The organism is Methylobacterium symbioticum (assembly GCF_902141845.1).
In the GTDB taxonomy this organism is placed as follows: Bacteria; Pseudomonadota; Alphaproteobacteria; order Rhizobiales; family Beijerinckiaceae; genus Methylobacterium; species Methylobacterium symbioticum.
On the sequence record NZ_CABFPH010000087.1, the window covers coordinates 1 to 21,089 of the forward strand.

General features: G+C 71.3%; 20 protein-coding genes. 10 read left to right on the forward strand and 10 right to left on the reverse strand.

What is annotated here, in order from left to right; translation table 11 throughout:
* Positions 1–1,614, forward strand: a 1,614-nt coding sequence (locus MET9862_RS22125; protein WP_497756011.1) for a P-loop NTPase family protein, incomplete at its 5' end; no start/stop codon positions are given.
* A 140-nt stretch (positions 1,615–1,754) separates the two neighbouring features.
* Here MET9862_RS22125 and MET9862_RS22130 read toward each other — a convergent pair.
* The 3 genes from MET9862_RS22130 to MET9862_RS30240 all read right to left on the reverse strand — a co-directional run bounded on the left by MET9862_RS22130 (position 1,755) and on the right by MET9862_RS30240 (position 4,840).
* A complete protein-coding gene (locus MET9862_RS22130; RefSeq protein ID WP_244612844.1) occupies positions 1,755–2,993 on the reverse strand; it encodes a glycosyltransferase family 87 protein in 1,239 nt (412 codons plus the stop codon).
* A 113-nt stretch (positions 2,994–3,106) separates the two neighbouring features.
* A complete protein-coding gene (gene aroB / locus MET9862_RS30235; RefSeq protein WP_244612845.1) occupies positions 3,107–4,219 on the reverse strand; it encodes a 3-dehydroquinate synthase in 1,113 nt (370 codons plus the stop codon).
* A gap of 12 nt (positions 4,220–4,231) precedes the next feature.
* Complete coding sequence (locus MET9862_RS30240; protein ID WP_244612846.1) at positions 4,232–4,840, reverse strand: shikimate kinase; 609 nt, start codon at positions 4,838–4,840, stop codon at positions 4,232–4,234.
* 178 nt (positions 4,841–5,018) lie between these two features.
* Here MET9862_RS30240 and MET9862_RS22140 point away from each other — a divergent pair, with 178 nt between their 5' ends.
* Together MET9862_RS22140 and MET9862_RS22145 are read left to right on the forward strand one after the other, a co-directional pair.
* Positions 5,019–5,171, forward strand: a complete 153-nt coding sequence (locus MET9862_RS22140) for a histidine kinase (RefSeq protein ID WP_142585027.1) — start codon at positions 5,019–5,021, stop codon at positions 5,169–5,171.
* Positions 5,168–6,091, forward strand: a complete 924-nt coding sequence (locus MET9862_RS22145) for a site-specific tyrosine recombinase XerD (protein ID WP_280178984.1) — start codon at positions 5,168–5,170, stop codon at positions 6,089–6,091. The genes MET9862_RS22140 and MET9862_RS22145 overlap by 4 nt, the downstream gene beginning before the upstream one ends.
* 190 nt (positions 6,092–6,281) lie before the next feature.
* On the opposite strand, the gene MET9862_RS22150 is transcribed toward MET9862_RS22145, so the two are convergent.
* Positions 6,282–6,704 carry an organic hydroperoxide resistance protein gene (locus MET9862_RS22150; protein WP_142585028.1) on the reverse strand — a complete coding sequence of 141 codons (423 nt, stop codon included), beginning with the start codon at positions 6,702–6,704 and terminating at the stop codon, positions 6,282–6,284.
* 288 nt (positions 6,705–6,992) lie between these two features.
* Between MET9862_RS22150 and MET9862_RS22155 the strand changes: the two genes are divergently transcribed.
* Positions 6,993–7,442 (forward strand): MarR family winged helix-turn-helix transcriptional regulator, encoded by a 450-nt coding sequence (locus tag MET9862_RS22155; RefSeq protein ID WP_306438908.1) that lies wholly within the window; start codon positions 6,993–6,995, stop codon positions 7,440–7,442.
* Between the two features lie 164 nt (positions 7,443–7,606).
* Here the strand turns inward: MET9862_RS22155 and MET9862_RS22160 are convergent, their stop codons facing one another.
* Entirely contained in the window at positions 7,607–7,966 is a 360-nt protein-coding gene (locus MET9862_RS22160) for a c-type cytochrome (RefSeq protein WP_142585030.1), read from the reverse strand.
* A 320-nt stretch (positions 7,967–8,286) separates the two neighbouring features.
* Between MET9862_RS22160 and MET9862_RS22165 the strand changes: the two genes are divergently transcribed.
* A complete protein-coding gene (locus MET9862_RS22165; RefSeq protein ID WP_142585031.1) occupies positions 8,287–9,720 on the forward strand; it encodes an FAD-linked oxidase C-terminal domain-containing protein in 1,434 nt (477 codons plus the stop codon).
* Positions 9,721–9,948: 228 nt separating this feature from the next.
* Here the strand turns inward: MET9862_RS22165 and denD are convergent, their stop codons facing one another.
* From denD to MET9862_RS22190, 5 genes are all read right to left on the reverse strand, one after another.
* Positions 9,949–10,929, reverse strand: a complete 981-nt coding sequence (gene denD, locus MET9862_RS22170; protein ID WP_142585032.1) for a D-erythronate dehydrogenase — start codon at positions 10,927–10,929, stop codon at positions 9,949–9,951.
* Between the two features lie 219 nt (positions 10,930–11,148).
* Positions 11,149–12,414 (reverse strand): 3-oxo-tetronate kinase, encoded by a 1,266-nt coding sequence (gene otnK, locus MET9862_RS22175; protein WP_142585033.1) that lies wholly within the window; start codon positions 12,412–12,414, stop codon positions 11,149–11,151.
* Positions 12,411–13,193, reverse strand: a complete 783-nt coding sequence (gene otnI / locus MET9862_RS22180) for a 2-oxo-tetronate isomerase (protein WP_142585034.1) — start codon at positions 13,191–13,193, stop codon at positions 12,411–12,413. Before otnI ends, otnK begins: the two co-directional genes overlap by 4 nt.
* A gap of 11 nt (positions 13,194–13,204) precedes the next feature.
* Entirely contained in the window at positions 13,205–14,122 is a 918-nt protein-coding gene (gene ltnD, locus MET9862_RS22185; protein ID WP_142585035.1) for an L-threonate dehydrogenase, read from the reverse strand.
* Positions 14,123–14,198: 76 nt separating this feature from the next.
* Positions 14,199–15,515 carry an MFS transporter gene (locus MET9862_RS22190; protein WP_142585036.1) on the reverse strand — a complete coding sequence of 439 codons (1,317 nt, stop codon included), beginning with the start codon at positions 15,513–15,515 and terminating at the stop codon, positions 14,199–14,201.
* 241 nt (positions 15,516–15,756) lie between these two features.
* Here MET9862_RS22190 and MET9862_RS22195 point away from each other — a divergent pair, with 241 nt between their 5' ends.
* From MET9862_RS22195 to MET9862_RS22215, 5 genes are all read left to right on the forward strand, one after another.
* Positions 15,757–16,773 carry a LacI family DNA-binding transcriptional regulator gene (locus MET9862_RS22195; protein ID WP_142585037.1) on the forward strand — a complete coding sequence of 339 codons (1,017 nt, stop codon included), beginning with the start codon at positions 15,757–15,759 and terminating at the stop codon, positions 16,771–16,773.
* A complete protein-coding gene (gene otnC / locus MET9862_RS22200; RefSeq protein ID WP_142585038.1) occupies positions 16,770–17,450 on the forward strand; it encodes a 3-oxo-tetronate 4-phosphate decarboxylase in 681 nt (226 codons plus the stop codon). Before MET9862_RS22195 ends, otnC begins: the two co-directional genes overlap by 4 nt.
* A 323-nt stretch (positions 17,451–17,773) precedes the next feature.
* Positions 17,774–18,688, forward strand: a complete 915-nt coding sequence (locus MET9862_RS22205; protein ID WP_142585039.1) for an outer membrane protein — start codon at positions 17,774–17,776, stop codon at positions 18,686–18,688.
* Positions 18,689–18,941: 253 nt separating this feature from the next.
* The gene (locus MET9862_RS22210) at positions 18,942–19,781 is read left to right on the forward strand and encodes an outer membrane protein (protein ID WP_142585040.1); all 840 of its coding nucleotides are present in this window, start codon (positions 18,942–18,944) and stop codon (positions 19,779–19,781) included.
* A gap of 227 nt (positions 19,782–20,008) precedes the next feature.
* Entirely contained in the window at positions 20,009–20,920 is a 912-nt protein-coding gene (locus MET9862_RS22215) for an outer membrane protein (RefSeq protein ID WP_142585041.1), read from the forward strand.
* The last annotated feature ends 169 nt before the right edge of the window (positions 20,921–21,089 follow it).

Below are 21,089 nucleotides of genomic sequence, written 5' to 3' on the forward strand. Positions count from 1 at the left end.
GCGCTGATCGCGGCCTCGGCCGCCTTCGCCCTGGCCGCGGTGCTCCTCGCCGCAACCTCCCGCCTGCTCTCCGTGCGCAACGCCATCGCGCCGATCTTCCAGGCGATCGCGCGCAACGCCGCGGCCCTGCGCGGCCGGAGCCGGGCGAACGCCGTGCCGGCACCGCTGCCGCGGGCGGGCGACCTCATCGCGCGCGGCGTCGGCGCCTTCGACGCGGCCACCGGCGAGCGTCTCGCCGGGGTCGATGCGCGCCTCGCCATGCCCGGCCACGTGGCGATCACCGGCGGGCGCGGCAGCGGTGCGCGGGTGCTCGCCGCCGTCCTGGCCGGACAGGTCGAACCCACGGCCGGCGCCGTGACCTATGGCGGGCACGACCTGCGCAGCTTCGATCCGGCCGAGCGTGCCCGCCGCATCGCCTACGCCGCGGGCGAGGCGATCCTGGTCGAGGGCCCGTTGCGCAAGAACCTGCTCTACGGCGCGGCGAGCCCGCCGGGCGACGCGGATCTCGTCGACCTGCTGCGCCTCGTCGGCCTCGACACCCTCGTCTACGCTCGCGGCCTCACCGGCCGGATCGACCCCGCTGCCGAGCCCGATCTCGCCCGGGCGGTCGTCGCCGCCCGCGTCCGGATGCGCGACGCCCTGCGCGCCGAACGGGCCGAGCGGCTGGTCGAGCCCTTCGATCCGGCGCTCTACAACCATCAGGCCGATCTCGGGGCGAACATTCTGTTCGGGGAGCCGGTGGGGCCGGCCTTCGCCCGCCCGCGCCTCGCCCGGCATCCCTACCTGCGGGCGGTGCTGGAGGCGGAGGGCCTGATCCGCCCGCTCACCGAGATCGGCCTCGCCGTGGCGCGCAACTCGGTCGAGATCTTCTCCGACCTGCCGAACGACCATCCGCTCTTCGACGCCTTCTCGCTCTTCCCGGCCTCCGAGCGCGGCTATTTCGAGGATCTCGTGGTGCGCCAGGCGGACGCCACCCTGCGCCGCGGCCCGGACGGCCAGCGCGACCGCGAGCGGCTGATCGGGCTCGCGCTCCGCTACAGCGAGATGCGCCACCGCTTCGGCCTGATCGACGCCGCCCTGGAGGAGCGCATCGTGGCGGCCCGGCATTCCTTCGCGCGCATGCTGCCACCCCCCCTGCGCGGCGCGGTCGAGTTCTACGATCCCGACCGCGTCAACCCGGCGGCGAGCCTCGAGGAGAACCTGCTCTTCGGCCGGATCAGCGCGGGCGAGGCGGGCGCCGAGGCGCGGGTGCGCGCCCTGGTCCGGCGGGTGCTCGCGGAGGCCGGACTGGAGGGCCAGGTCTACCGGCTCGGACTCGACAGCCGGGTCGAGCCGGGTGCGGCGGCGGGGCTCACCGAGGGGGCACTGGGCCCCCGCGAGCGCATCGCGATCGACCTCGTGCGCTGCCTCGTGCGCCGGCCGGACATCCTCGTCGTCGCGATCCTGCTCGACGAGCGCAAGCCCGAGAATTTCCGCGAGCGCCTCGCCGCCCTGCGGGCCGCCCGCGCGGACCGCGGCCTGATCGTCTGCCTGCCGGATGCGGTCGAGCCGGCCGAGCTGCCGCCCTTCGACGCGGTGATCCACGTGGCCGGCAACGCCCTGGTCGACGCCTAGAGCCGGTCCCGATCGCGCGGCGATCCGGGGGCGGCTCCAAGCCCTGGATTACCGCGCTCTCCTTCGCCGAACCGGCATCCACGCCGGCTTGAGAGCGGACAAGATCCTGCGTCCGTCCGCCGGGAATCGTGCGCGCTGGGTCAGGCGGTCCGCAGGGCTGGGCGTCCGGAGCGGCGTGGCAGCGCGCGGGCGAGGATGCAGCCGAAGGTCGCGAGCGCGAAGAGCAGGCCGAAGGGGAAGCCCGTGGCGTCCATGCCGAGGCGCATCATCGCGGTCAGCGGCGTCGCGATCAGCAGCCAGCGCTCGGGCCCGTGCAGGCCGCCCGCGCGGTGCGCCACGACCACGAGGAGAGCGATGGCCGGCACCAGCGGCGCCAGGTCGTAGACCGGCACGTAGGGCGACAGCATCGGCGCGGCGGCGAGCAGGGTCGCGGCCCGCAGGCGCGGGTCCGGGCAGGTCGCCCATATCCGCCAAGCCAGCGCCAGGGCGGCGATGCTCACCGCGATCTGCAGCGCCCAGGCTGCGGCCATGGGGCCGCCGACGAGGCGCACGGCGCCGAAGGCGCTGGCGTTGAGATCGAGCCCGGCGGCCGCGTTCTGCAGGATGATCCGGTTGGTCTCGCCGAGCGTACCGAGGAAGCCGAGCCAGGGCGTCGTGCCGAACGCCGCGAGCGCCGCGAGGCAGAGCGCCGCCACGGTGGCGAGGCAGGCGGCGAGGCAGCGCCAGCGGCCGGTCGCGACGAGCAGGCAGGGCGCCAGCGCGGCGAGCTGCGGCTTGTAGGCGACGAGGCCGAAGCAGAGCCCGGCCACGAGCGGGCGCCGATCCACGAGCACGGCGCCGAGGGTGAGGAAGGCCGCCGTGAACAGCCCGTTCTGCCCATAGGTGAGGTTGCAGAAGACCAGCGGGTGCGCGAGCCCGATCAGCATCGCGGCGCGCCCGCCGACGCGGTGCAGCGCCACGGCGAACAGGCTCACCGAGGCGAGGCTCCAGGCGAGGAAGGCGGCCTGGGGCGGCAGCAGGGCGATGGCGGCGGCGGGCAGCAGGAAGAGCGGCGGATAGTGCCAGGCGAACCGGCAATCCGGCCCGAAGGCGGCGCTCAGATTCGCGAGATGGCGCGGCAGGTCGTACGACTCGGCCGCTGCGCCGCGGAGCGCCGCCTGGCCGGCGACCCAGACCTGGGTGAGGTCGTTGCCGAGGATGTCGCCGAGCCAGTTCCGTCGCGGCACCGGCCCGGTGCCGAACACGACGGCTACCAGGCCGAGGGTGAGAGGCACCATCCACAGGCTGGCGAGCCGGGCGAGGCGGAACAGGCGCGCATCGCTCGTCAGCAGGTCGCGGAGATCCTGGCCGAGCGCCGAAAGGCTCGATGATGCGCGCAATCCACTCTCCCGGGCCGTCCGGACGCGGACAGGCTAGCCGAGATGCGGTTCCGGGCGGGTAAACGGCGGGATCCGGCCGCGCTTCGGTCTGGCAACCGGGCGCCCGCCGGCGCTCAGCCCCGCAGCTCGTCCTGCAGGAAGGCGCGCACGTCGTCGCGGCCGATCCCCGGGGCGATGAAGCTCTGGCCGATGCCCCGGGCCAGGATGAAGGTCAGCGCGCCGTCGCGCACCTTCTTGTCCTGGGCCATCGCATCGAGCATCGCCTCGGCATCGCCGCTGCCGCCGGGCACGTCCTGGAGGCGCGTCGGCAGGCCGGCCATGGCGAGGTGGTTGGCGACGCGCCCCGCCTCCTGGCCCGAGCACAGGCCGAGCCGGGCCGAGAAACGGAAGGCGAGCGCCAGCCCGATGGCGACGCCCTCGCCGTGGACGAGGCGGGCCGAGTCGTACTGGGTGAGCCGCTCCAGGGCGTGACCGAAGGTGTGGCCGAGATTGAGCAGCGCCCGCTCGCCGTCCTCGCGCTCGTCGCGCACCACGACGCCGGCCTTGGCCCGGCAGCAGATCGCCACCGCCTCGTCGCGCTCGGGGCCGCCCGAGAAGATCCCGCGCCAATGGGCCTCGCACCAGTCGAAGAAGCCCGGATCGTTGATGAGGCCGTATTTCGCCACCTCGGCATAGCCCGCCCGCATCTCCCGCTCGACCAGGGTGTCGAGGGTGGCGGTGTCGGCGAGGACGAGGCGCGGCTGGTGGAAGGCGCCGATCAGGTTCTTGCCGTGGGGCGAGTTGATCCCGGTCTTGCCGCCGACCGAGGAATCGACCTGGGCGAGCAGGGTCGTGGGCACCTGCAGGAAGCGCACGCCGCGCCGGAGCGTCGCCGCGGCGAAGCCCGCGAGGTCGCCGACCACGCCGCCGCCCAGCGCCACCACGAGGTCGCCGCGCTCGATCTTGAGCGCCAGCAGGCCGTCGCAGACGGAGGCGTAGCCGGCGTAGGATTTCGAGGCCTCGCCCGGCGGCACCGCGATGATGCCGCAGCGCAGCCCGGCCCGTTCGAGGCTGGCGCGGACCCGCGCGCCGTAGAGCCCCGCCACGGTCTCGTCGGTGACGATCCCCGCCGCCTTCGCACCGAGGGCGGCGGCCTGCGCGCCGACCGCGTCCACGAGGCCGCGGCCGATCAGGATGTCGTAGGCTCTGCCCCCGTCGAGGGGCACGTGGACGCTGAGATGGGACATGGTCGCTTTAAGTCACTGGGCCGCCACGGCGGGCGGCCCGAGATGGGCATCGAGGGCTTCGAGGACGTCCTGCACCACGCGGTCATGCGCCACGTCGCGGGAGAGCACCACGATCTCGGCCTCCTCGTAGACCGGATGGCGCGCCTCCATCAGGGTGCGCATCGTGGCCTCCGGATCCTCGGTCTCGAGAAGGGGCCGGTTGCCGCGCTTGCGCACCCGGCGCATCAGCACGTCGAGCTCGGCCTTGAGCCAGATCGAGACGCCGAGCTCGGCGATGCGGCCGCGGGTCGAATCCCGCATGAAGGCGCCGCCGCCGGTGGCGAGCACCATCGGGCCGGCACGCAGCAGGCGGGCGATGACGCGCTCCTCGCCGTCGCGGAAGCTCGGCTCGCCGTAGATCGCGAAGATGTCGGGGATCGTCAGGCCGGCCGCCGCCTCGATCTCGATGTCGGCATCCTTGAAGATCAGCCCGAGCCGCTGCGCGAGGCGGCGGCCGACGGTGCTCTTGCCCGCGCCCATGAGGCCGACGAGCACGATCGACCGGGCTCCGAGGGCCCGGCGGATGCGCGCTTCGATCGGTTCTTCGCCCGGCGCCGCCGGCTCGTTCATCGCGACTGACATGGTATCGAGCCGGGGTCTTAGCGCGTTTGCCAGGGACTGGAAACGGGCGGCGGGCCGGGGCCCGCGCTGTGGCATAACGGGCCTTGCCATCGCCGCCAGCGCGTGATGCAACCCCCTCGCCCCTCACGGCTGCCTTCTCTTCCCGGCACCGCCCCAGCTCGATCGAGACCGAACCGACGTGCCGACGCTGTTCCGATTCTTCGCGACCCTCGCGATCCTGGCCGGCCTGATCTTCGCGGGGATGTTCGCGCTGGCGACCTTCGTGAAGCCGGTGCCCCGCGAGATGAGCGTGACGATCCCGCCGGCCAAGCTGCAGCCGGGCAACCGGTGAGCGCGGGCCCGGAGGTCGCGGCCTATCTCGACATGCTGGCCGCCGAGCGCGGCGCGGCAGCCAACACCCTCCAGGCCTACCGGCGCGACCTCGACGACTATCTCGCCTACCTCAAGGCAGCGGATCTCGACCTCGACGGGGTCGAGGCCGGAACGCTGCGGGCCTATCTCGCCGGGCTCGAGGAACAGGGGCTGAAGGCGTCCTCGGCGGCGCGCAGGCTCTCCTGTGTGCGCGGCTTCCACAGGTTTCTGTACGCGGAGGGGCTCGCCGAAACCGACCCGAGCGCGCCGGTCTCCGGCCCGCGCCGCGGCCGGGTCCTGCCGAAGGTGCTCGACGTGGCCGAGGTCGACCGGCTCCTCGCCGTCGCCCGCGACGCCGTCGCCGCCGCGACCCGGCCGGGCGAGGCCGCGCGCGCCCGCCGCATGCACAGCCTGCTGGAGCTTCTCTACGCCACGGGCCTGCGCGTCTCGGAACTCGTCGCGCTGCCGCGCTCGGCCGCGACCACGCGGGAGCGCACCCTGGTGATCCGCGGCAAGGGCGGGCGCGAGCGGCTCGTGCCGCTTACCGACCTCGCGCGGGTGGCGATGCGCGCGCATCTCGACGGGGTGAGTGCGGAGAGCCCCTGGCTGTTCCCCGCCGACAGCGAGAGCGGCCATCTGACCCGGCAAGCCTTCGCCCGCGATCTCAAGGCCGTGGCCGCCGCGGCGGGGATCCGGACCGACCGGATCAGCCCGCACGTCCTGCGCCACGCCTTCGCGAGCCACCTCCTTCAGAACGGCGCGGACCTGCGCATCGTGCAGGAGTTGCTCGGCCACGCGGACATCTCGACCACGCAGATCTACACCCACATCCTCGACGCGCGGCTCAAGGCCATGGTCCGCGACCTGCACCCGCTGATGGACGACAGCCGCAACGAATGAGAGCCTGTTCGAGCCGATCGAGCCGGTGTTGTGATCCGGCTGATCCTCTCCTCGCCCTCATCCTGAGGTGGTCTGGCAGGACGAGCCGGATCTCCGCATGACGATCCGTCGATCCAGCTCAAACAAGCTCTGAGAGCGGCCCCGGACCGATCCGCCCGGGGCCGCTGACGCGTGCGATCAGGCCCTGGCCTCAGGCGGCCGAGACGTCGACGCGGATGTTGCCCCGGGTGGCGTGCGAGTAGGGGCAGACCACGTCGGCGCGGCGGACGAGATCCTCGGCCTGGGCCTTGTCCAGGCCCGGCAGGGTGGCCTTGAGAGTCACGGTGAGGCCGAAGCCGGTGCCGTCATCGCGCTTGCCGATGCCGACGGTCGACTCGACCTTGGCGTCCTCGGCGATCTTCACCCTGTCCTGCGCGGCGACGAACTTGATCGCGCCGAGGAAGCAGGCAGCGTAGCCGGCCGCGAAGAGCTGCTCGGGATTGGTACCCTGACCGCCGCCGCCGCCGAGCTCCTTCGGGGTGGCGAGGCCGATGCTGAGGCGCCCGTCATCGGTCGCGGCAGAGCCCTCGCGGCCACCGGTGGCATGAGCGTGAGCGGTGTACAAAGCCTGCATGATAACCTCCTGCGTGTCGGGCAGCGGTCCGTCGGAGACCGCTATCGATTGCGCACAATTTAGATAGCACCGATCGCGAGAGCTTGCATTGCGCGCAATCGATGAGGGCCCTGCGTTGAATTCATTGTGCACAGGTGCTGTTCTGGCTACGATATTGCTTTAGCTACCCCGGCGTGCAGCGCCGTGCGGGCTGCCCCATGGGAGTTGTATGCGATGTCAGCTCGGCCAGAGTCGCAGGCGCGGGCTCCACGCGCCGTCAAGCTTCGGGGCGAGACGGAGGTTCCGCGGGTGGTCGACATCGACGATCCCCAGCGGCTCGACAACCAGCTCTGCTTCGCCGTCTACGCGGCCGCGCATGCGTTCGGGCGCGCCTACCGTGCGCTGCTCAACGAGCACGACCTGACCTATCCTCAGTATCTCGTGCTCCTCGTCCTGTGGGAGGAGGAGGGCCTGACGGTGAAGGAGATCGGCAACCGCCTCTTCCTCGATTCCGGAACGCTGACGCCGCTGCTCAAGCGACTGGAAGCCTCGGGCCGGGTGCGCCGGGCCCGCGACCGCACGGACGAGCGCCAGGTCAGCATCTTCCTCACCGAGGGAGGCCGGGCGCTGCGCGAGCAACTGGCCTGTGTGCCGAACCAGGCCGGCGGCATGACGGGGCTCGAGATGGAGGACCGGCGCGCCCTGCTCGACCGCCTCGTCTCGCTCCGCGACGGGCTCCATGCCGGCGTGCTCGGCTGAGGGCGCGGGCCTGTCGGGACACCGTATGAAAAAGGCCGCCTCCGTGGGACGGAGGCGGCCATAAACCGAAGCCCGCACGATGCGCGGGCCGACGTCGTCGACCATTCGCGCTCCCGGGCGCCCGACCGGAGATCCGATCCAGGCGGGGAGCGCGGAAGCCCTGCTCAGCCCTTGGTCTTGAGGTAGGCGATCAGGTCGTCGAGCTTCTTGTCGTCCTTGATGCCGGGGAAGACCATCTTGTTGCCGGGAACCTTGGCCTTCGGATCCTTGATCCACTCCTTCAGGTTCGCCTCGTCCCAGGTCAGGCCCGAGTTCTTCAGAGCGGCGGAGTAGTTGTAGCCCTCGTAGGTGCCAGCCTTGCGGCCGACGATGCCCTTCAGGTCCGGGCCGACGCCGTTCTTCTCGAAGTTGTGGCAGGCCTTGCAGGGGGCGAACGCCTTCTCACCGGCGGCCGCATCGCCTTCCGCCTGGGCGGCGACGGGCAGGAGCAGCGCGAGGGCGGCGCCGAGGATCATGTGACGCATGGATTTTCCTCCGTTGGGCAGCTAGGGCCGCCGTGGCTTATGGCAGAGCTTTTACGATTAGAACAGGTCGAGACTGAGCGTCGCTGCGGGGATCTAGGGCACAATCGTGAAAAGGAAGCCCGCGGTCTTCCGGACGGCCGCCGAGGGGTCCGGACGCGACGGCATCGCGCGTGCGCTGCGCCCCCCGATCGGCTAGCATGCCGGTCAATGCCGCCCCTCCCCTCCACGCTTCGGATCCTGCACGGCCGAAGCTGAGCGGGAGCTGAGTGCTTCTCACGAAACCGGGCGGTCAGGGACGAACGCGCGAAGGGTCAGAGCCCATGTCGATCCGCTTTCCGGAGCCCGATCCCGGGATCCTCGGCCGCCGCGAGGCGATCCTAGAGGGCCTGCGCCCGCTGGTGGGGCCCGAGGCTCTCGTCACCACCGAGGACGAGCGCCGCGCCTTCGAGACGGACGGGCTTACCGCCTACCGGCAGATGCCCCTTGCCGTGGTGCTGCCCTCGACCACCGAGGAGGTCTCGGCGGTGATGGCCTATTGCCACGCCAACGGCGTGCGCGTGGTGCCGCGGGGCGCCGGCACCTCGCTTGCCGGCGGCGCCATCGCGCAGGCCGACGCGATCATCCTGGGCGTCGGCAAGATGACGCGCGTCCTCGACATCGATTTCGAGAACCGCACCGCACGGGTGCAGAGCGGGATCACCAACCTCGCGATCTCCGGGGCGGTCAGCCACGAGGGCTTCTTCTACGCGCCCGACCCGTCGAGCCAGCTCGCCTGCACCATCGCCGGCAACATCGCCATGAATTCCGGCGGCGCGCATTGCCTGAAATACGGCGTGACCACCAACAACCTGATGGGCGTCACCCTGGTGATGAACGACGGCACCGTCGTCGAGATCGGCGGTGACCATCTGGATAGCGCGGGCTACGACCTGCTCGGCCTGATCTGCGGTTCCGAAGGCCAGCTCGGCATCGTCACCGAGGCGACGGTGCGGATCCTGCGGGCGGCGGAGGGCGCGCGGCCGGCGCTGGTCGGCTTCTCGAAGGTCGAGGATGCGGGCGACTGCGTCGCGGCAATCATCGCGGCCGGCATCATCCCCGTCGCCATCGAGTACATGGACCGCGAGGCGATCCTGATCACCGAGGATTTCGCGAAAGCCGGCTACCCGCGCGACGCCGAGGCGATGCTGATCATCGAGGTCGAGGGCTCGGACGCGGAGTGCAGCGCGATGCTCGCCCGCATCGAGGCCATCGCCCAAGGCTTCCGCCCGACCAGTCTGCGCGTCTCGAAGTCGGAGGCCGAATCCGCCGCGATCTGGAAGGGCCGCAAATCCGCCTTCGGCGCCACCGGGCGGATCTCGGACTACATCTGCATGGACGGCACCATCCCCACCGGCCAGCTCGGGCCGGTGCTGGAGCGCATCGGCGCGATCTGTGCCGAGAAGGGCCTGCGCGTCGCCAACGTCTTCCATGCGGGCGACGGCAACCTGCACCCGCTGATCCTGTTCGACATCAACACGCCGGGCGAGTTGCAGAAGGCGGAAGCGGCCGGCGACGAGATCCTGAAGCTCTGCGTCGAGGTCGGCGGCTGCCTGACGGGCGAGCACGGGGTCGGCATCGAGAAGCGCGAGCTGATGCGCTTCCAGTACGATCAAGTGGATCTCGACCAGCAGATGCGGGTGCGCAACGTGTTCGACCCGCGCTGGCTGATGAACCCGGCCAAGGTGTTCCCGCTGGAGGGCCGCGTGGCGGCGTGAGGCGGTCTCGCTTGGCGCCGCGCATCCCTCCACCCTCTGCGGGAGCGGGTGGGCCCTGCGTCAGCAGGGGTCGGGTGAGGGGAACCCGGCTTCAGACGCGGGCGCTGCGTCGATGCCGCGCTCCAGCCTGCACCGTTGCTCCCCTCTCCCGACCCGCTTCACGGGCCACCCTCCCCCGCAAAGGGGGGAGGGCATAACGTCGGCGCCTTCGAGCCGAAGGCGCCGACGTCACAGCTTCACGCCGTGCTCGGCCACGTGCTGCGCCACGATCGCGTCGAGGGAGGCGTCGGCCGTGAAGCCGAGCCGGTTCGCGCGTTGCGTGTCGAAGGCCTCCGGCCAAGTCTCGATGATGCGCATCACCGCCGGGTCCGGCTCGCGCCGGATCAGCGCGACGGCCTTGTCGCCCGCGACGCGGCGGAGCGCCTCGATCTCCTCGGCCACCGTCGCCGAGATGCCGGGCATGGTCATGGTGCGGCGGGTGCCGAGCCCCGAGAGGTCGAGGCCGGCGGCGTGGAGGAGGAAGTTCGTCGCTGCGCCGGGGCTGGCGAACCAGTGCCGCACCGTCTCCGGCACCGGCAGCACGGCCGGCAGGCCGGCGAGCGGCTCGCGCAGGATGCCGGAGAAGAAGCCCGAGGCCGCCTTGTTCGGCTTGCCCGGCCGCACGCAGATGGTGGGAAGCCGCAGGCCGATCCCGTCGAGGAAGCCGCGGCGGCTGTAATCGGCCAGCAGCAACTCGCCCATCGCCTTCTGCACGCCGTAGGACGAGGCCGGGGCCGGGATGAAGTCGTCGCCGATCACCGGCGGCAGGGGCTGGCCGAACACGGCGAGCGAGGAGGTGAACACCACCCGCGGCCGGTAGCCCTCGGCCTCGCTCAGGGCGCGGATCGCCTCGAAGAGCAGGCGGGTTCCGTCGAGATTGACCCGGTAGCCGAGATCCATGTTCGCCTCGGCCTCGCCCGAGACCACGGCCGCGAGATGGAAGACGATGCCGGGCCGCTCGGCGAGCGCTGCCTCGGCGGCGCCGGGCCGCGAGAGGTCGGCGGCCTCGGCCCGGACCGGGCCGTCGAACCCCGCCGGCACCTCCGGCTGCACCACGTCGACCAGGGTCAGCGCGGTGAGCCGGTCGTTGCCGACGCGGCCGGATTCGACCAGGGCGGCGGTGAGGCGCCGGCCGATCATGCCGGCCGCGCCGAGTATCAGGGCGTGCATGGGGATCTCCTCTGAGGACGTAGCCATCGGTGCCCCCATCTCCGGCCTCATCCTGAGGCGCCGGAGCGAAGCGGAGGCCTCGAAGGAGCTCTCCAGAACGCTCGGATACCTCCGGAGGCCTCCTCCGAGGCCCGCTTCGCGGGCACCTCAGGACGAGGTCGGGGATGGGAGAAGCCCAATCGGTTGAGCATCACCCGCAACGGGCTGGGACTGGGCGGTTCAGCGCATCATCTCGAGGGCGCGGCCGAAGAAGTCGCGCCCGCCGAAATTGCCGGATTTGAGGGCGAGCAGCATCGGCTCGGCGGACGCGGTGCGCAGCACCGGCACACCGGCGGCGATCTCGGGGCCGACCCGGAAGGCCTTGAGCCCGAGATGATCGACCACCGCGCCCGAGGTCTCGCCGCCCGCCACCACCAGGCGGCGCACGCCGCGCGCGACGAGAGCGGCGGCGAGGTGCGCCAGCGCGCCCTCGATGGCGTGGCCCGCCCGCTCGACGCCGTGCCGGGCCTGGAGGGCGCGCACCGCTTCCGGGCTCGCGCTGCTCGCGATCAGGACCGGACCGGATTCGACGCGCCCGCCCGCCCAGGCGAGGGCCTCCTCGACCGCGGCACCGTCCGCGATCAGGCGCTCGGGATCGAGGCGCAGCACCGGCATCAGGGCCTCCGCTGCCGCGATCTGCTCCAGCGTCGCCTGCGAGCAGCTCCCCGCGAGGCAGGCGGCGAGGCCGCCGACCGGCTCGGCGAGGACATCCGCGGCCGGATCCGCGGAACCGGGCCGCGCCAGGGCCCGGGCGAGGCCGAGCCCGAGGCCCGAGGCGCCGCAGGAGACCCGGTGCGCCAGAGCCGCGCGGCCGAGGGTCTCGAGGTCGGCGTCGAAGATCGCGTCGGCGATGGCCGCGCCCTTGCCCTCGCCGGCCAGGGCCGCGAGCCGGTCGCGCACGGCGTCCGCCCCCTTGGCCACCGTCGCCATGTCGATCAGGCCGACCGGTCCTGCGCTCTGGCGGGCGAGGACGCGCACGAGGTTGGCGTCCCGCATCGGATTGAGCGGATGGTCCTTGAGCGGGCTCTCGTGGAGGGGCACGGCGCCCACGAAGAGGTGGCCCTGGTAGACGCTGCGCCCGGTCTCTGGAAAGGCCGGCGTGACGAGGGCGACGGCCTCGCCCGCATCCGCGCGCAGGGCATCGAGAACGGGGCCGATATTGCCCTGATCCGTCGAATCGAAGGTCGAGCAGATCTTGAACATCACGTGGGCGGCGCCGCGCTGGCGCAGCCAGGCATCGGCCGCGCGCGACAGGGCGACCGCCTGCGCCGCCGGGATCGAGCGGCTCTTGAGCGCCACCACGACGGCGTCGACCTCTCCCAGGGCGAGGTCATCCTCCGGGATGCCGATGGTCTGGACGGTGCGAAGCCCCGCCTTGGTCAGGGTGTTGGCGAGGTCGGAGGCGCCCGTGTAGTCGTCCGCCACGCAGCCGAGGGAGAGGGTCATGCGCGCGCTCCCCGGTAGGGCGCGAACCAGCCGAGGCCCGCGACCGTGCCCGCGGCCGGGATGTACTCGCAGCCGACGAAGCCGTCGTAGCCGAGCCGGTCCAGCTCCGCGAACAGGAAGGCGTCGTCCATCTCGCCGGTGCCCGGCTCGTGGCGGTCCGGCACGCTCGCGGTCTGGACATGGCCGACGATCGGCATCAGCGCGCGCAGCCGCGTGGTCACGTCGCCGTGCAGGATCTGGCAGTGGTAGAGGTCGAACTGGAGCTTGAGGTTCGGCAGATCCAGGTCGCGGATCAGCACGGCGGCGGCGCCGAAATCGTTGAGGAAATAGCCCGGCATGTTGCGGGCGTTGATCGGCTCGAGGACGAGGTCGAGCCCCGTCTCGCCGAGCCGCTCGGCCACGTGGATCACCGCGCGGCGATAGGCGGCCTTCGCCTGCGGGTCGGCCGCGTCGGCGAGGCCCGCCATCAGGTGGAGGCGCTTGACGCCGGTGGCCTCGGCGTAGCGCAGAGCCGTCTCGACGCCGGCCTTCACCTCCTCGAAGCGCTCGGGCAAGGCGGCGAGGCCGCGCTCGCCGGCCGCGAAGTCGCCGGGCGGCAGGTTGAACAGGGCCTGGGTCAGGCCGTGCCGGGTCAGGCGCTCGGCGATGGCCTCGGGCGGATGCTCGTAGGGGAACAGGAACTCGACGGCGGTGAAGCCCGCATCCGCGGCCGCGGCGAAGCGGTCGAGGAAGGCGTGCTCGGTGAACATCATCGAGAGGTTGGCGGCGAAGCGCGGCATCGGCGTCCTCCTCAGGCCTTGGCGGCGGGCAGCGTCGTGCCGGAGAGCTGGGCGTAGACCCGCGCCACCGAGGCGTCGTCGTCGCGGCCCATGCCGGCGCCCGAGGCCGCCAGGAACATCTGAAGCGCGGCGGCGGCCACGGGCACGGGGTAGCGCTCGGCCCGGGCCATGTCCTGCACGATGCCGAGATCCTTCACGAAGATGTCGACCGCGCTCTTCGGGCTGTAATCGCCGTCGAGCACGTGCGGCATCCGGTTCTCGAACATCCAGGAATTGCCGGCCGAGGCCGTGATCACGTCGTAGACCTTGGCGAGGTCGAGGCCCTGCTTGGCCGCGAAGCACATCGCCTCGCTGGCCGCGGCGATGTGCACGCCGGCGAGCAGCTGGTTGATCATCTTGAAGGCGGCGCCCTGCCCGGCCACGTCGCCGAGCTCGTAGAGCTTGCCCGCCATGGCATCGAGGGCGGGCCGCGCGGCGGCGAAGGCCGCCTCGGAGCCCGAGGCCAGGAAGGTCAGCGCGCCCTCGGCGGCCCGCGCGGCACCGCCGCTCATCGGGGCGTCGAGATAGAGCCGCCCGGTCTCTTCGAGACGCGCGGCGAGGCGCCGGGCGATGGCCGGGTCCATGGTGGCCGAGGAGACGAAGACCGCCCCAGGCCGCATGGTCTCGGCGGCGCCGGCGGGCCCGAACAGGACCGCCTCGGTCTGGGCCGCGTTCACCACGACGCAGACCACCACGTCGGCGCCCTCAGCCGCCTCGGCCGGGGTCGCGGCGCCGCGCCCGCCCGCGGCCTCGAAGCGCGCCACCGCCTCGCGGTTCACGTCGCAGGCGGCCACGGAGAAGCCCGCCTTCAGGAGCGAGCCCGCCATCCCGGCGCCCATCGAGCCGAGGCCGATCACCGCGGCGCGGCCCGTCTGTGGTGTGGTGCTCATCGGATTCCGTCCTGTGGTCCTGACGATGGGGCTTGCCGCCCCCTCCCCCACGGAGGGGGAGGGATGCGGACGCGGCTCAGCGATTCACCAGCGCCTTCGGCGTGACGAAGACGCAGAGGGAGCCGATCACCAGCATCACGGCCAGCGCGTACATGCCGGCGGCCGTGCTGCCGGTGCTGTCGCGCAAGGCCCCGATCACGTAGGGGCTCGCGAAGCCGGCGAGGTTGCCCACCGAGTTGATCAGCGCGATCCCGGCCGCCGCGCCGGTGCCGGCCAGGAAGGCGGTGGGCAGCGACCAGAACAGCGGCGCGCAGGTGAGGACGCCGCCGGCCGCCACCGAGAGCGCGGCGATGGCGATGACCGTGCTGCCCGTGCTCGCGGCGACGACGAAGCCGACGGCGCCGAGCAAGGCCGGGACGATCAGGTGCCAGCGGCGCTCGCGCATCCGGTCGGCGCTGCGGCCGAGCAGGATCATCACGAAGACCGCGAACAGGAACGGGATCGCGCTGACGAGGCCGATATTGAGGTTGCCCTGGATGCCCGACGCCTTGACGATCGTCGGCATCCAGAAGGTCAGGCCGTACTGGCCGGTGACGAAGGCGAAGTAGATCAGGCTCATGAACCAGACGCGGCCGTTGCGGAACACGGTGGCGATGGAATGCGGGCTCTCGGTCTTGCCCTCGCGCTCGGCGGCGATGTCGCGCTCGATCACCGCCTTCTCCGGCTCGGACAGCCAGGCCGCGTCGGCGGGCTTGTTGTCGAGGTAGACGAACACGGCCGCGCCGACGAGGATGGCGGGCACCGCCTCGATCAGGAACATCCACTGCCAGCCTGACAGGCCGTGGGCGCCGTTGAAGGCGTCCATGATCCAGCCCGAGAGCGGGTTGCCGAAGATGCCGGAGACGGGGATCGCCGACATGAACACGGCGATGACCCGGGCCCGCCGGTGCGACGGGAACCAGGAGGTCACGTAGAGGATCACGCCCGGATAGAAGCCCGCCTCGGCGAGGCCGAGCAGGAAGCGCATGATGTAGAAGGAGGTCGCCGAGTTCACGAACATGAACGCGCCCGAGATCACGCCCCAGGTGATCATGATCCGCGCGATCCAGACACGCGCGCCGACCCGGTGCAGGATCACGTTCGAGGGCACCTCGAACAGGAAGTATCCGATGAAGAACAGGCCCGCGCCGAGACCGTAGACCGTCTCGCTGAACTGCAGCTCCTGCGACATCTGCAGCTTGGCGAAGCCGACATTCACGCGGTCGAGATAGGCGATCACGTAGCAGAGCATCAGGAACGGCACGAGGCGCCAGAACACCTTCGTGTAGGTCTGCTCCACGAAATCCTTCTGCGGCACGGCGGCGCCGGGCGCCGCGGCGGCTTGCACGGACATGAGCGTTCTCCCTGGCCGACCGATCCCGGGCGGCTGCACGATTCGCCGCTCGTTCGGCGGCGCTGGGCCGATGCGTAACATCGGTTTGGCAGCGCTGCCAACAATTTTTGGCAACGCTGCCAATTTGGTTGTGACGGCTTCGCGCGCTTGTTATGCCTCTCAAGGCCACAGGAGCCGCCTGCGATCGCCGCGCGCGTCGAACCGGCGGCCCATCCGGCTCGAGGAGCGCTCCAGGTCCGGCATGACCATCCACCTGACACCCGGACGCCTCGTCACCATCGCCGACGTGGCCCGCGCGGCGGGCGTCGGCGAAAGCACGGTCTCGCGCGTGCTGCGCGGCCACGGCTCCTTCTCCAAGAAGGCGGGCGAGCGGGTTCTGGAGGCGGCCGCCCGGCTCGGCTACGTGCCGAACCGCCTCGCCGGCTCGCTCGCGGGCAACGCGGCCTCGGGCGGCTCCGGCCTCGTCGGCATCATCATCCCCTCCCTTGCCAACATCGTCTTCCCCGACCTGCTGCGCGGCCTCACGGGGGCGCTCGACGTCACCGGCTTCCAGAGCGTGATCGGGGTGAACGACTACGATCCCGAGCGCGAGGAGGCGCTGGTCGCCGGCCTCCTGTCCTGGCGCCCGGCCGCCCTGGTGCTGACGGGGCTGGAGCACACGGCGGCCACGGTGACGCTGCTGCGCGCGGCGGGCATCCGGATCGTCGAGATGATCGACACGGACGGGCCGGGCCTCGACATCGTGGTCGGCTTCTCGAACCGGGCGGTCGGCCATGCCAGCGCCCGCCACCTGATCGGGCGCGGCTACCGGCGCCTCGCCTATGTCGGGCACGATCTCGGGCGCGACCTGCGCGCGGCCAAGCGGCTCGCCGGATTCGAGGCGGCGCTCGCCGAGTCGGGTCTGAGCCTGCACGCGCGCGAGCTGGTGGAGGGCCCCTCCTCCGCGGCGGCGGGGCGGGCGGCCCTCGACGCGCTGATGGCGCGGGTGCCGGAGGTGGACGCGGTCTACTTCTCCAACGACGACATGGCGCTCGGCGGCTATTTCTGCTGCCTCGGCCACGGCTGGACGGTGCCGGACCGGGTCGCCCTGTTCGGCTGCCACGCCCTCGACATCACCGCGTCGATGCCGCAGCCGCTCTCGACCATGCGCACCCCCCGCCTGGAGATCGGCCGCACCTGCGCCGAGCGCCTCACGGCCGGCGGGCCCCCGGGCACGGTCGATCTCGGATTCGAACTCAGCGAGGGAGCGACGGCATGAGCGGCGAGGCACGTCTGCGCGAGGAGATCTGCCGTTACGGCCGCTCGCTGTTCGAGCGCGGGCTGACGCCGGGCTCGTCGGGCAACATCTCCCTACGCCTCGACGACGGCGGCTGGCTGGTGACGCCGACCAACGCCTCCCTCGGCTTCCTCGACCCGGCCCGGATCGCCCGGCTCGATGCCGGCGGCAACCTCCTCTCCGGCGACAAGCCGACGAAGGAGATTCCCCTCCACTCCGCCCTCTACGAGAGCCGGCGCGAGGCGCGCGCCATCGTCCACCTGCATTCGACGCATTCCGTCGCGGTCTCGATGCTGCCCGGCATCGACCCGAAGGCGGTGCTGCCGCCGCTCACGCCCTATTACCTGATGCGCACCGGCGGCACGGCGCTCATCCCCTATTTCCGGCCCGGCGACCCGGCGGTGGCCGACGCGATCCGGGGCTTGGCCGGCCGCTACGGCGCGGTGCTGCTCGCCAATCACGGGCCGGTGGTGGCGGGCGAGAGCCTGGAAGGCGCGGTCTTCGCCACGGAAGAACTCGAGGAGACGGCCAAGCTCTACCTGCTCCTGCGCAATCTCAACCCGCGCCATCTGAGCCCGGCCCAGGTGCAGGATCTCGTCACGCATTTCGGCCTGACCCTGCCGGAGCACGACCACGATCACGGGCACGACCACGGCTGAGCCCGCCCTGGATCGCTGGCGCGGCGCGGGCAGGTTGCGCGGACGTGGCCGCCGGTTCCACGGAAATTGCGGCACGATCAATCGGTTGGAGGATTGTGCCGTGATCCAAGGATCCTGGAGGCTGCTCCGACGGCGAAGTTCGATCAAACCGAGCAGACAGGCGCCGATGGCCTGAAAAACTGCGCGCCTCAACGCTTCGAAGGCAGCAGCAACCCTAACATTTAACGTTAAGCCCGGCTTAAGATCTTGGGCCCATCATCCGAAGCGTCATCCGGAGCCGGTCGACGATGCTTCCGGCACGCTTTCGAGTGAAGGAAACGTTAATGGCCCGCTCCAAGCTCGTCGCCTTGGCGCGCTCCCTCACGCTCGCTGCGAGCGTCGGCGCGCCGTGCCTCGCCCATGCGGCCGCCCTTCCCCCCCCCCCCCCCCCGCCGCCGATGGCGCCCCCGCCGGTCGATGTCGGCGGCGGCTGGTACCTGCGCGGCGATGTCGGCGTGAGCGCGCTGCGCCTCAACAAGTTCGAGGGCACGGACCGGGCCGGCTTCATCGGTCCTGAGGGCGGCTATCAGCGCGAGCAGACCGAGATCGGCGACCAGGCCTTCGCCGGTGCCGGCGTCGGCTACCAGTTCAACGCCTGGCTGCGCGGCGACGTGACGGCCGAGTACCGGACCTCCGCGAATCTCAGCTTTGGCGAGAGCTACGCCAACTGCTTCTCCGGCAGCTGCGAAGGGCTGACCCCGCCCTTCCCGCGCGGCTACGACTTCTACAAGGGCCACATCTCCACGATCGTCGCCATGGCCAACGGCTACGTCGATCTCGGGACGTGGTACGGCGTGACGCCCTTCATCGGTGCCGGCATCGGCTCCGCCTTCCACCGCACCAGCACCATGACGGATTTCGGCGCCGGCACCGCGCTCGGCGGCATCGGCGTGATCCAGGGCCGCGACACCACCAGCCTCGCCTGGGCGCTCCATGCCGGCCTCGCCATGAACGTGACGCCGAACCTGAAGCTCGAGGTGGGCTACCGCTACCTCAACATGGGCACGGCCAAGACCGGCACGCTGCAGTGCTTCGAGACCTCGATCTGCCCGGACACGACCTACAAATTCAAGGATATCGAGGCGCACGACGTGAAGGTCGGCTTCCGCTACATGCTCGGCGGCTTCGCCGCTGCGCCGCTGCCGCCGATCATGCCGGATTACCAGCCCGCCCCCGGCCCGCTGGTGCGCAAGTACTGATCCGGCGGACGGACGCTCGATCCGGGGGCGGCGCGGAGCAGATCCGCGCCGCCCTTTGCGTTTTCGCGCGCTCGTGAGCCGAAAACGATGCCGGTCCGGCAAAAGGAGAGCGCGTCGAGACTCAGCCTATAGCGGTCTTTGTTCACGGGCCGGAAACCGTGAGCATTAGGGTTAAGCAGTTCACAAGCTTTCTCATCCAGTCTCACCGCGAGGCCGGCAGCGATCCGGTCGCTGCGTCGTCCGGAGTCCCCCCATGAACGCCTTCGAGGTCCGCCCGGTCCTTGCGGCCCTGCTTCTCGCCGCCGGGCTCGGCCAGGCCCAGGCGGCCGACCTGCTGCCCACGATGCCCCCGCCGCCGCCGGAACCCGTTCCGGTCGAGATCGGCTCCGGCTGGTATCTGCGCGGTGACTTCACCCAGGCGCATTACGGCCGGCCCCGGGACGACACGCGGCCGGACCCGAACGATCCGGGCGTGCCGCCCCTCGTCGGCCTGCGGGTCAGCGATGCCGGCGGCTACGGCGGCGGCGTCGGCTACCGCATCAATCCCTGGCTGCGCATCGACGCCACCGTCGACCAGCGCGTGGACAGCCGCTTCCGCACCTTCTCGTCGCGCTCGAACTTCGTCACCGGCGGCAACATCGAGACCGGCCGCGTCGACGCCCTGACCGCCCTCGTGAACGTCTACGCCGATCTCGGCACGTGGTGGGGCTTCACCCCCTATATCGGTGCGGGCGTCGGCGTGGCCGATATCGGCACGACCCGCTCCTTCACCCAGACCTCGTGCTATCTCGACGCCTGTGACGGGACGCCGGGCGTCGGCCCGCGCGAGGCGGTGAAGCGGCCCGACCGCTCGGTCGCCTCGCTCGCCTGGGCGCTCACCGGCGGCGTCTCCGTCGCCCTCGGCCACGGCCTGAGCCTCGACGCGGCCTACCGCTACGTCGACCTCGGCCGGATGCGCACGGGCGTCGACAGCTTCGGCTACGGCACGCGATTCAAGAACCTGACCGCGAACGAGTTCCGGATCGGCCTGCGCTACGATTTCGCCGCGCTGCCGCAGGTGCTGCCGGTCGGCGCCAGCGCCTACGGCAACTGACGGACGCCCCGCCCGCCCGGGCGGGAGCCGATCGCGCCGCGATCGGACGGAGAACGGCCCGGTGGTCCCCAGGGATCGCCGGGCCGTCGTCGTTTCCGGCACGGAGCGGCATCGTACAGAATTCGGAACGCCCGATCGCGGCTCCGAAACGGAGAATTAAGGTTACCGCGGCAAGAATCCCTTCGAGTTTCGTATTCCGGCGGCGCGTCCGCCACGGGGATCCACCGATGCGTACCGCGATCTTCGCTCTGCTCGCCGCCAGCACCGCCATCGCCCCGGTCCAGGCCGCCGACCTCGGCTACGACTTCCTGCGCGGCGCCGATTACGACGAGCCGGTGGTGGCCTCGACGCCGATCATCGATTGGAGCGGGTTCTACATCGGTGCGCATGGCGGCTACAGCAACGCGGCGCTGGGCTTCCGGAACGTGTTCCAGCCGCTGGTCTACAGTCAGTCGCGCGAGACGACGGGCGAGTCGAACTTCAATGCCTCGACCCTGCTCCAGCCCCAGTCGAAGCGAGCCCGCGGCGGCAGCTTCGGCGCCTATGCCGGCTACAACATTCAGTACGGCGATGTCGTCTTCGGCTTCGAGGGGGACTACACCCGCTTCGATCAAGCGGGATCGACCTTCGACACACAGGCGCGCGTTCTCTCGCGTGCGGACGGCATTCTCGAGCGCGTCGGCATCGACGGCATATCGACGACGCGGATCAATGAATACGGCACGGTGCGCGGTCGGCTCGGCTACGCCTATGGCAGCTTCCTGCCCTACCTCACCGGTGGCTTCGCGATCGGCAACATGCAGATCAACGATAGCGTGAACTACCGGAACTACGGCTACAACCTCGCGACCTACAACGCGAACCTGGCGCTCGCCTCTGGCAACCCGGCCTACATCACGCGGTTCGGCTATGCGTCCTTCAACCCGAACAATCCGGATGCGAGCCAGCCCTACACCTACATCCTCGGACGCAACAATTCCAAGGTCGTCGGCGGCGTCTCGCTGGGTGTCGGTCTCGAATTCGCGATGACCTCGAACATCATCCTGCGCGGCGAGTATCAGTACGTGCTGTTCGATGATTTCAATGGCCACAAGGCGAATGTGAACACCCTGCGCGGCGGCGCGGCGGTCAAGTTCTGAGGCTGCCGATGCGCCGCGTCCCGCCGGGCCTCGCCCGCTCTCCCCTCGCGCCCGCCCTGCTCGCGGCGCTCGCGTGGATGATCGCCGCGCCGGCCCCGGCCGCCGCCGAGGGCTACCGGCCGGCCCGGCCCTGCGGCCCGCCGCCCTGTCGGCGCCCGCCGCCGCCCGG

Coding starts and splice junctions, on each gene's coding strand:
- aroB (WP_244612845.1), bottom strand. CDS start 4,219: ATGTCCCATCTCAGCGTCCACGTGCCCCTCGACGGGGGCAGAGCCTAC.
- MET9862_RS30240 (WP_244612846.1), bottom strand. CDS start 4,840: ATGTCAGTCGCGATGAACGAGCCGGCGGCGCCGGGCGAAGAACCGATC.
- MET9862_RS22150 (WP_142585028.1), bottom strand. CDS start 6,704: ATGCAGGCTTTGTACACCGCTCACGCTCATGCCACCGGTGGCCGCGAG.
- MET9862_RS22160 (WP_142585030.1), bottom strand. CDS start 7,966: ATGCGTCACATGATCCTCGGCGCCGCCCTCGCGCTGCTCCTGCCCGTC.
- MET9862_RS22165 (WP_142585031.1), top strand. CDS start 8,287: ATGTCGATCCGCTTTCCGGAGCCCGATCCCGGGATCCTCGGCCGCCGC.
- denD (WP_142585032.1), bottom strand. CDS start 10,929: ATGCACGCCCTGATACTCGGCGCGGCCGGCATGATCGGCCGGCGCCTC.
- otnK (WP_142585033.1), bottom strand. CDS start 12,414: ATGACCCTCTCCCTCGGCTGCGTGGCGGACGACTACACGGGCGCCTCC.
- otnI (WP_142585034.1), bottom strand. CDS start 13,193: ATGCCGCGCTTCGCCGCCAACCTCTCGATGATGTTCACCGAGCACGCC.
- ltnD (WP_142585035.1), bottom strand. CDS start 14,122: ATGAGCACCACACCACAGACGGGCCGCGCCGCGGTGATCGGCCTCGGC.
- MET9862_RS22190 (WP_142585036.1), bottom strand. CDS start 15,515: ATGTCCGTGCAAGCCGCCGCGGCGCCCGGCGCCGCCGTGCCGCAGAAG.
- MET9862_RS22195 (WP_142585037.1), top strand. CDS start 15,757: ATGACCATCCACCTGACACCCGGACGCCTCGTCACCATCGCCGACGTG.
- otnC (WP_142585038.1), top strand. CDS start 16,770: ATGAGCGGCGAGGCACGTCTGCGCGAGGAGATCTGCCGTTACGGCCGC.
- MET9862_RS22205 (WP_142585039.1), top strand. CDS start 17,774: ATGGCCCGCTCCAAGCTCGTCGCCTTGGCGCGCTCCCTCACGCTCGCT.
- MET9862_RS22210 (WP_142585040.1), top strand. CDS start 18,942: ATGAACGCCTTCGAGGTCCGCCCGGTCCTTGCGGCCCTGCTTCTCGCC.
- MET9862_RS22215 (WP_142585041.1), top strand. CDS start 20,009: ATGCGTACCGCGATCTTCGCTCTGCTCGCCGCCAGCACCGCCATCGCC.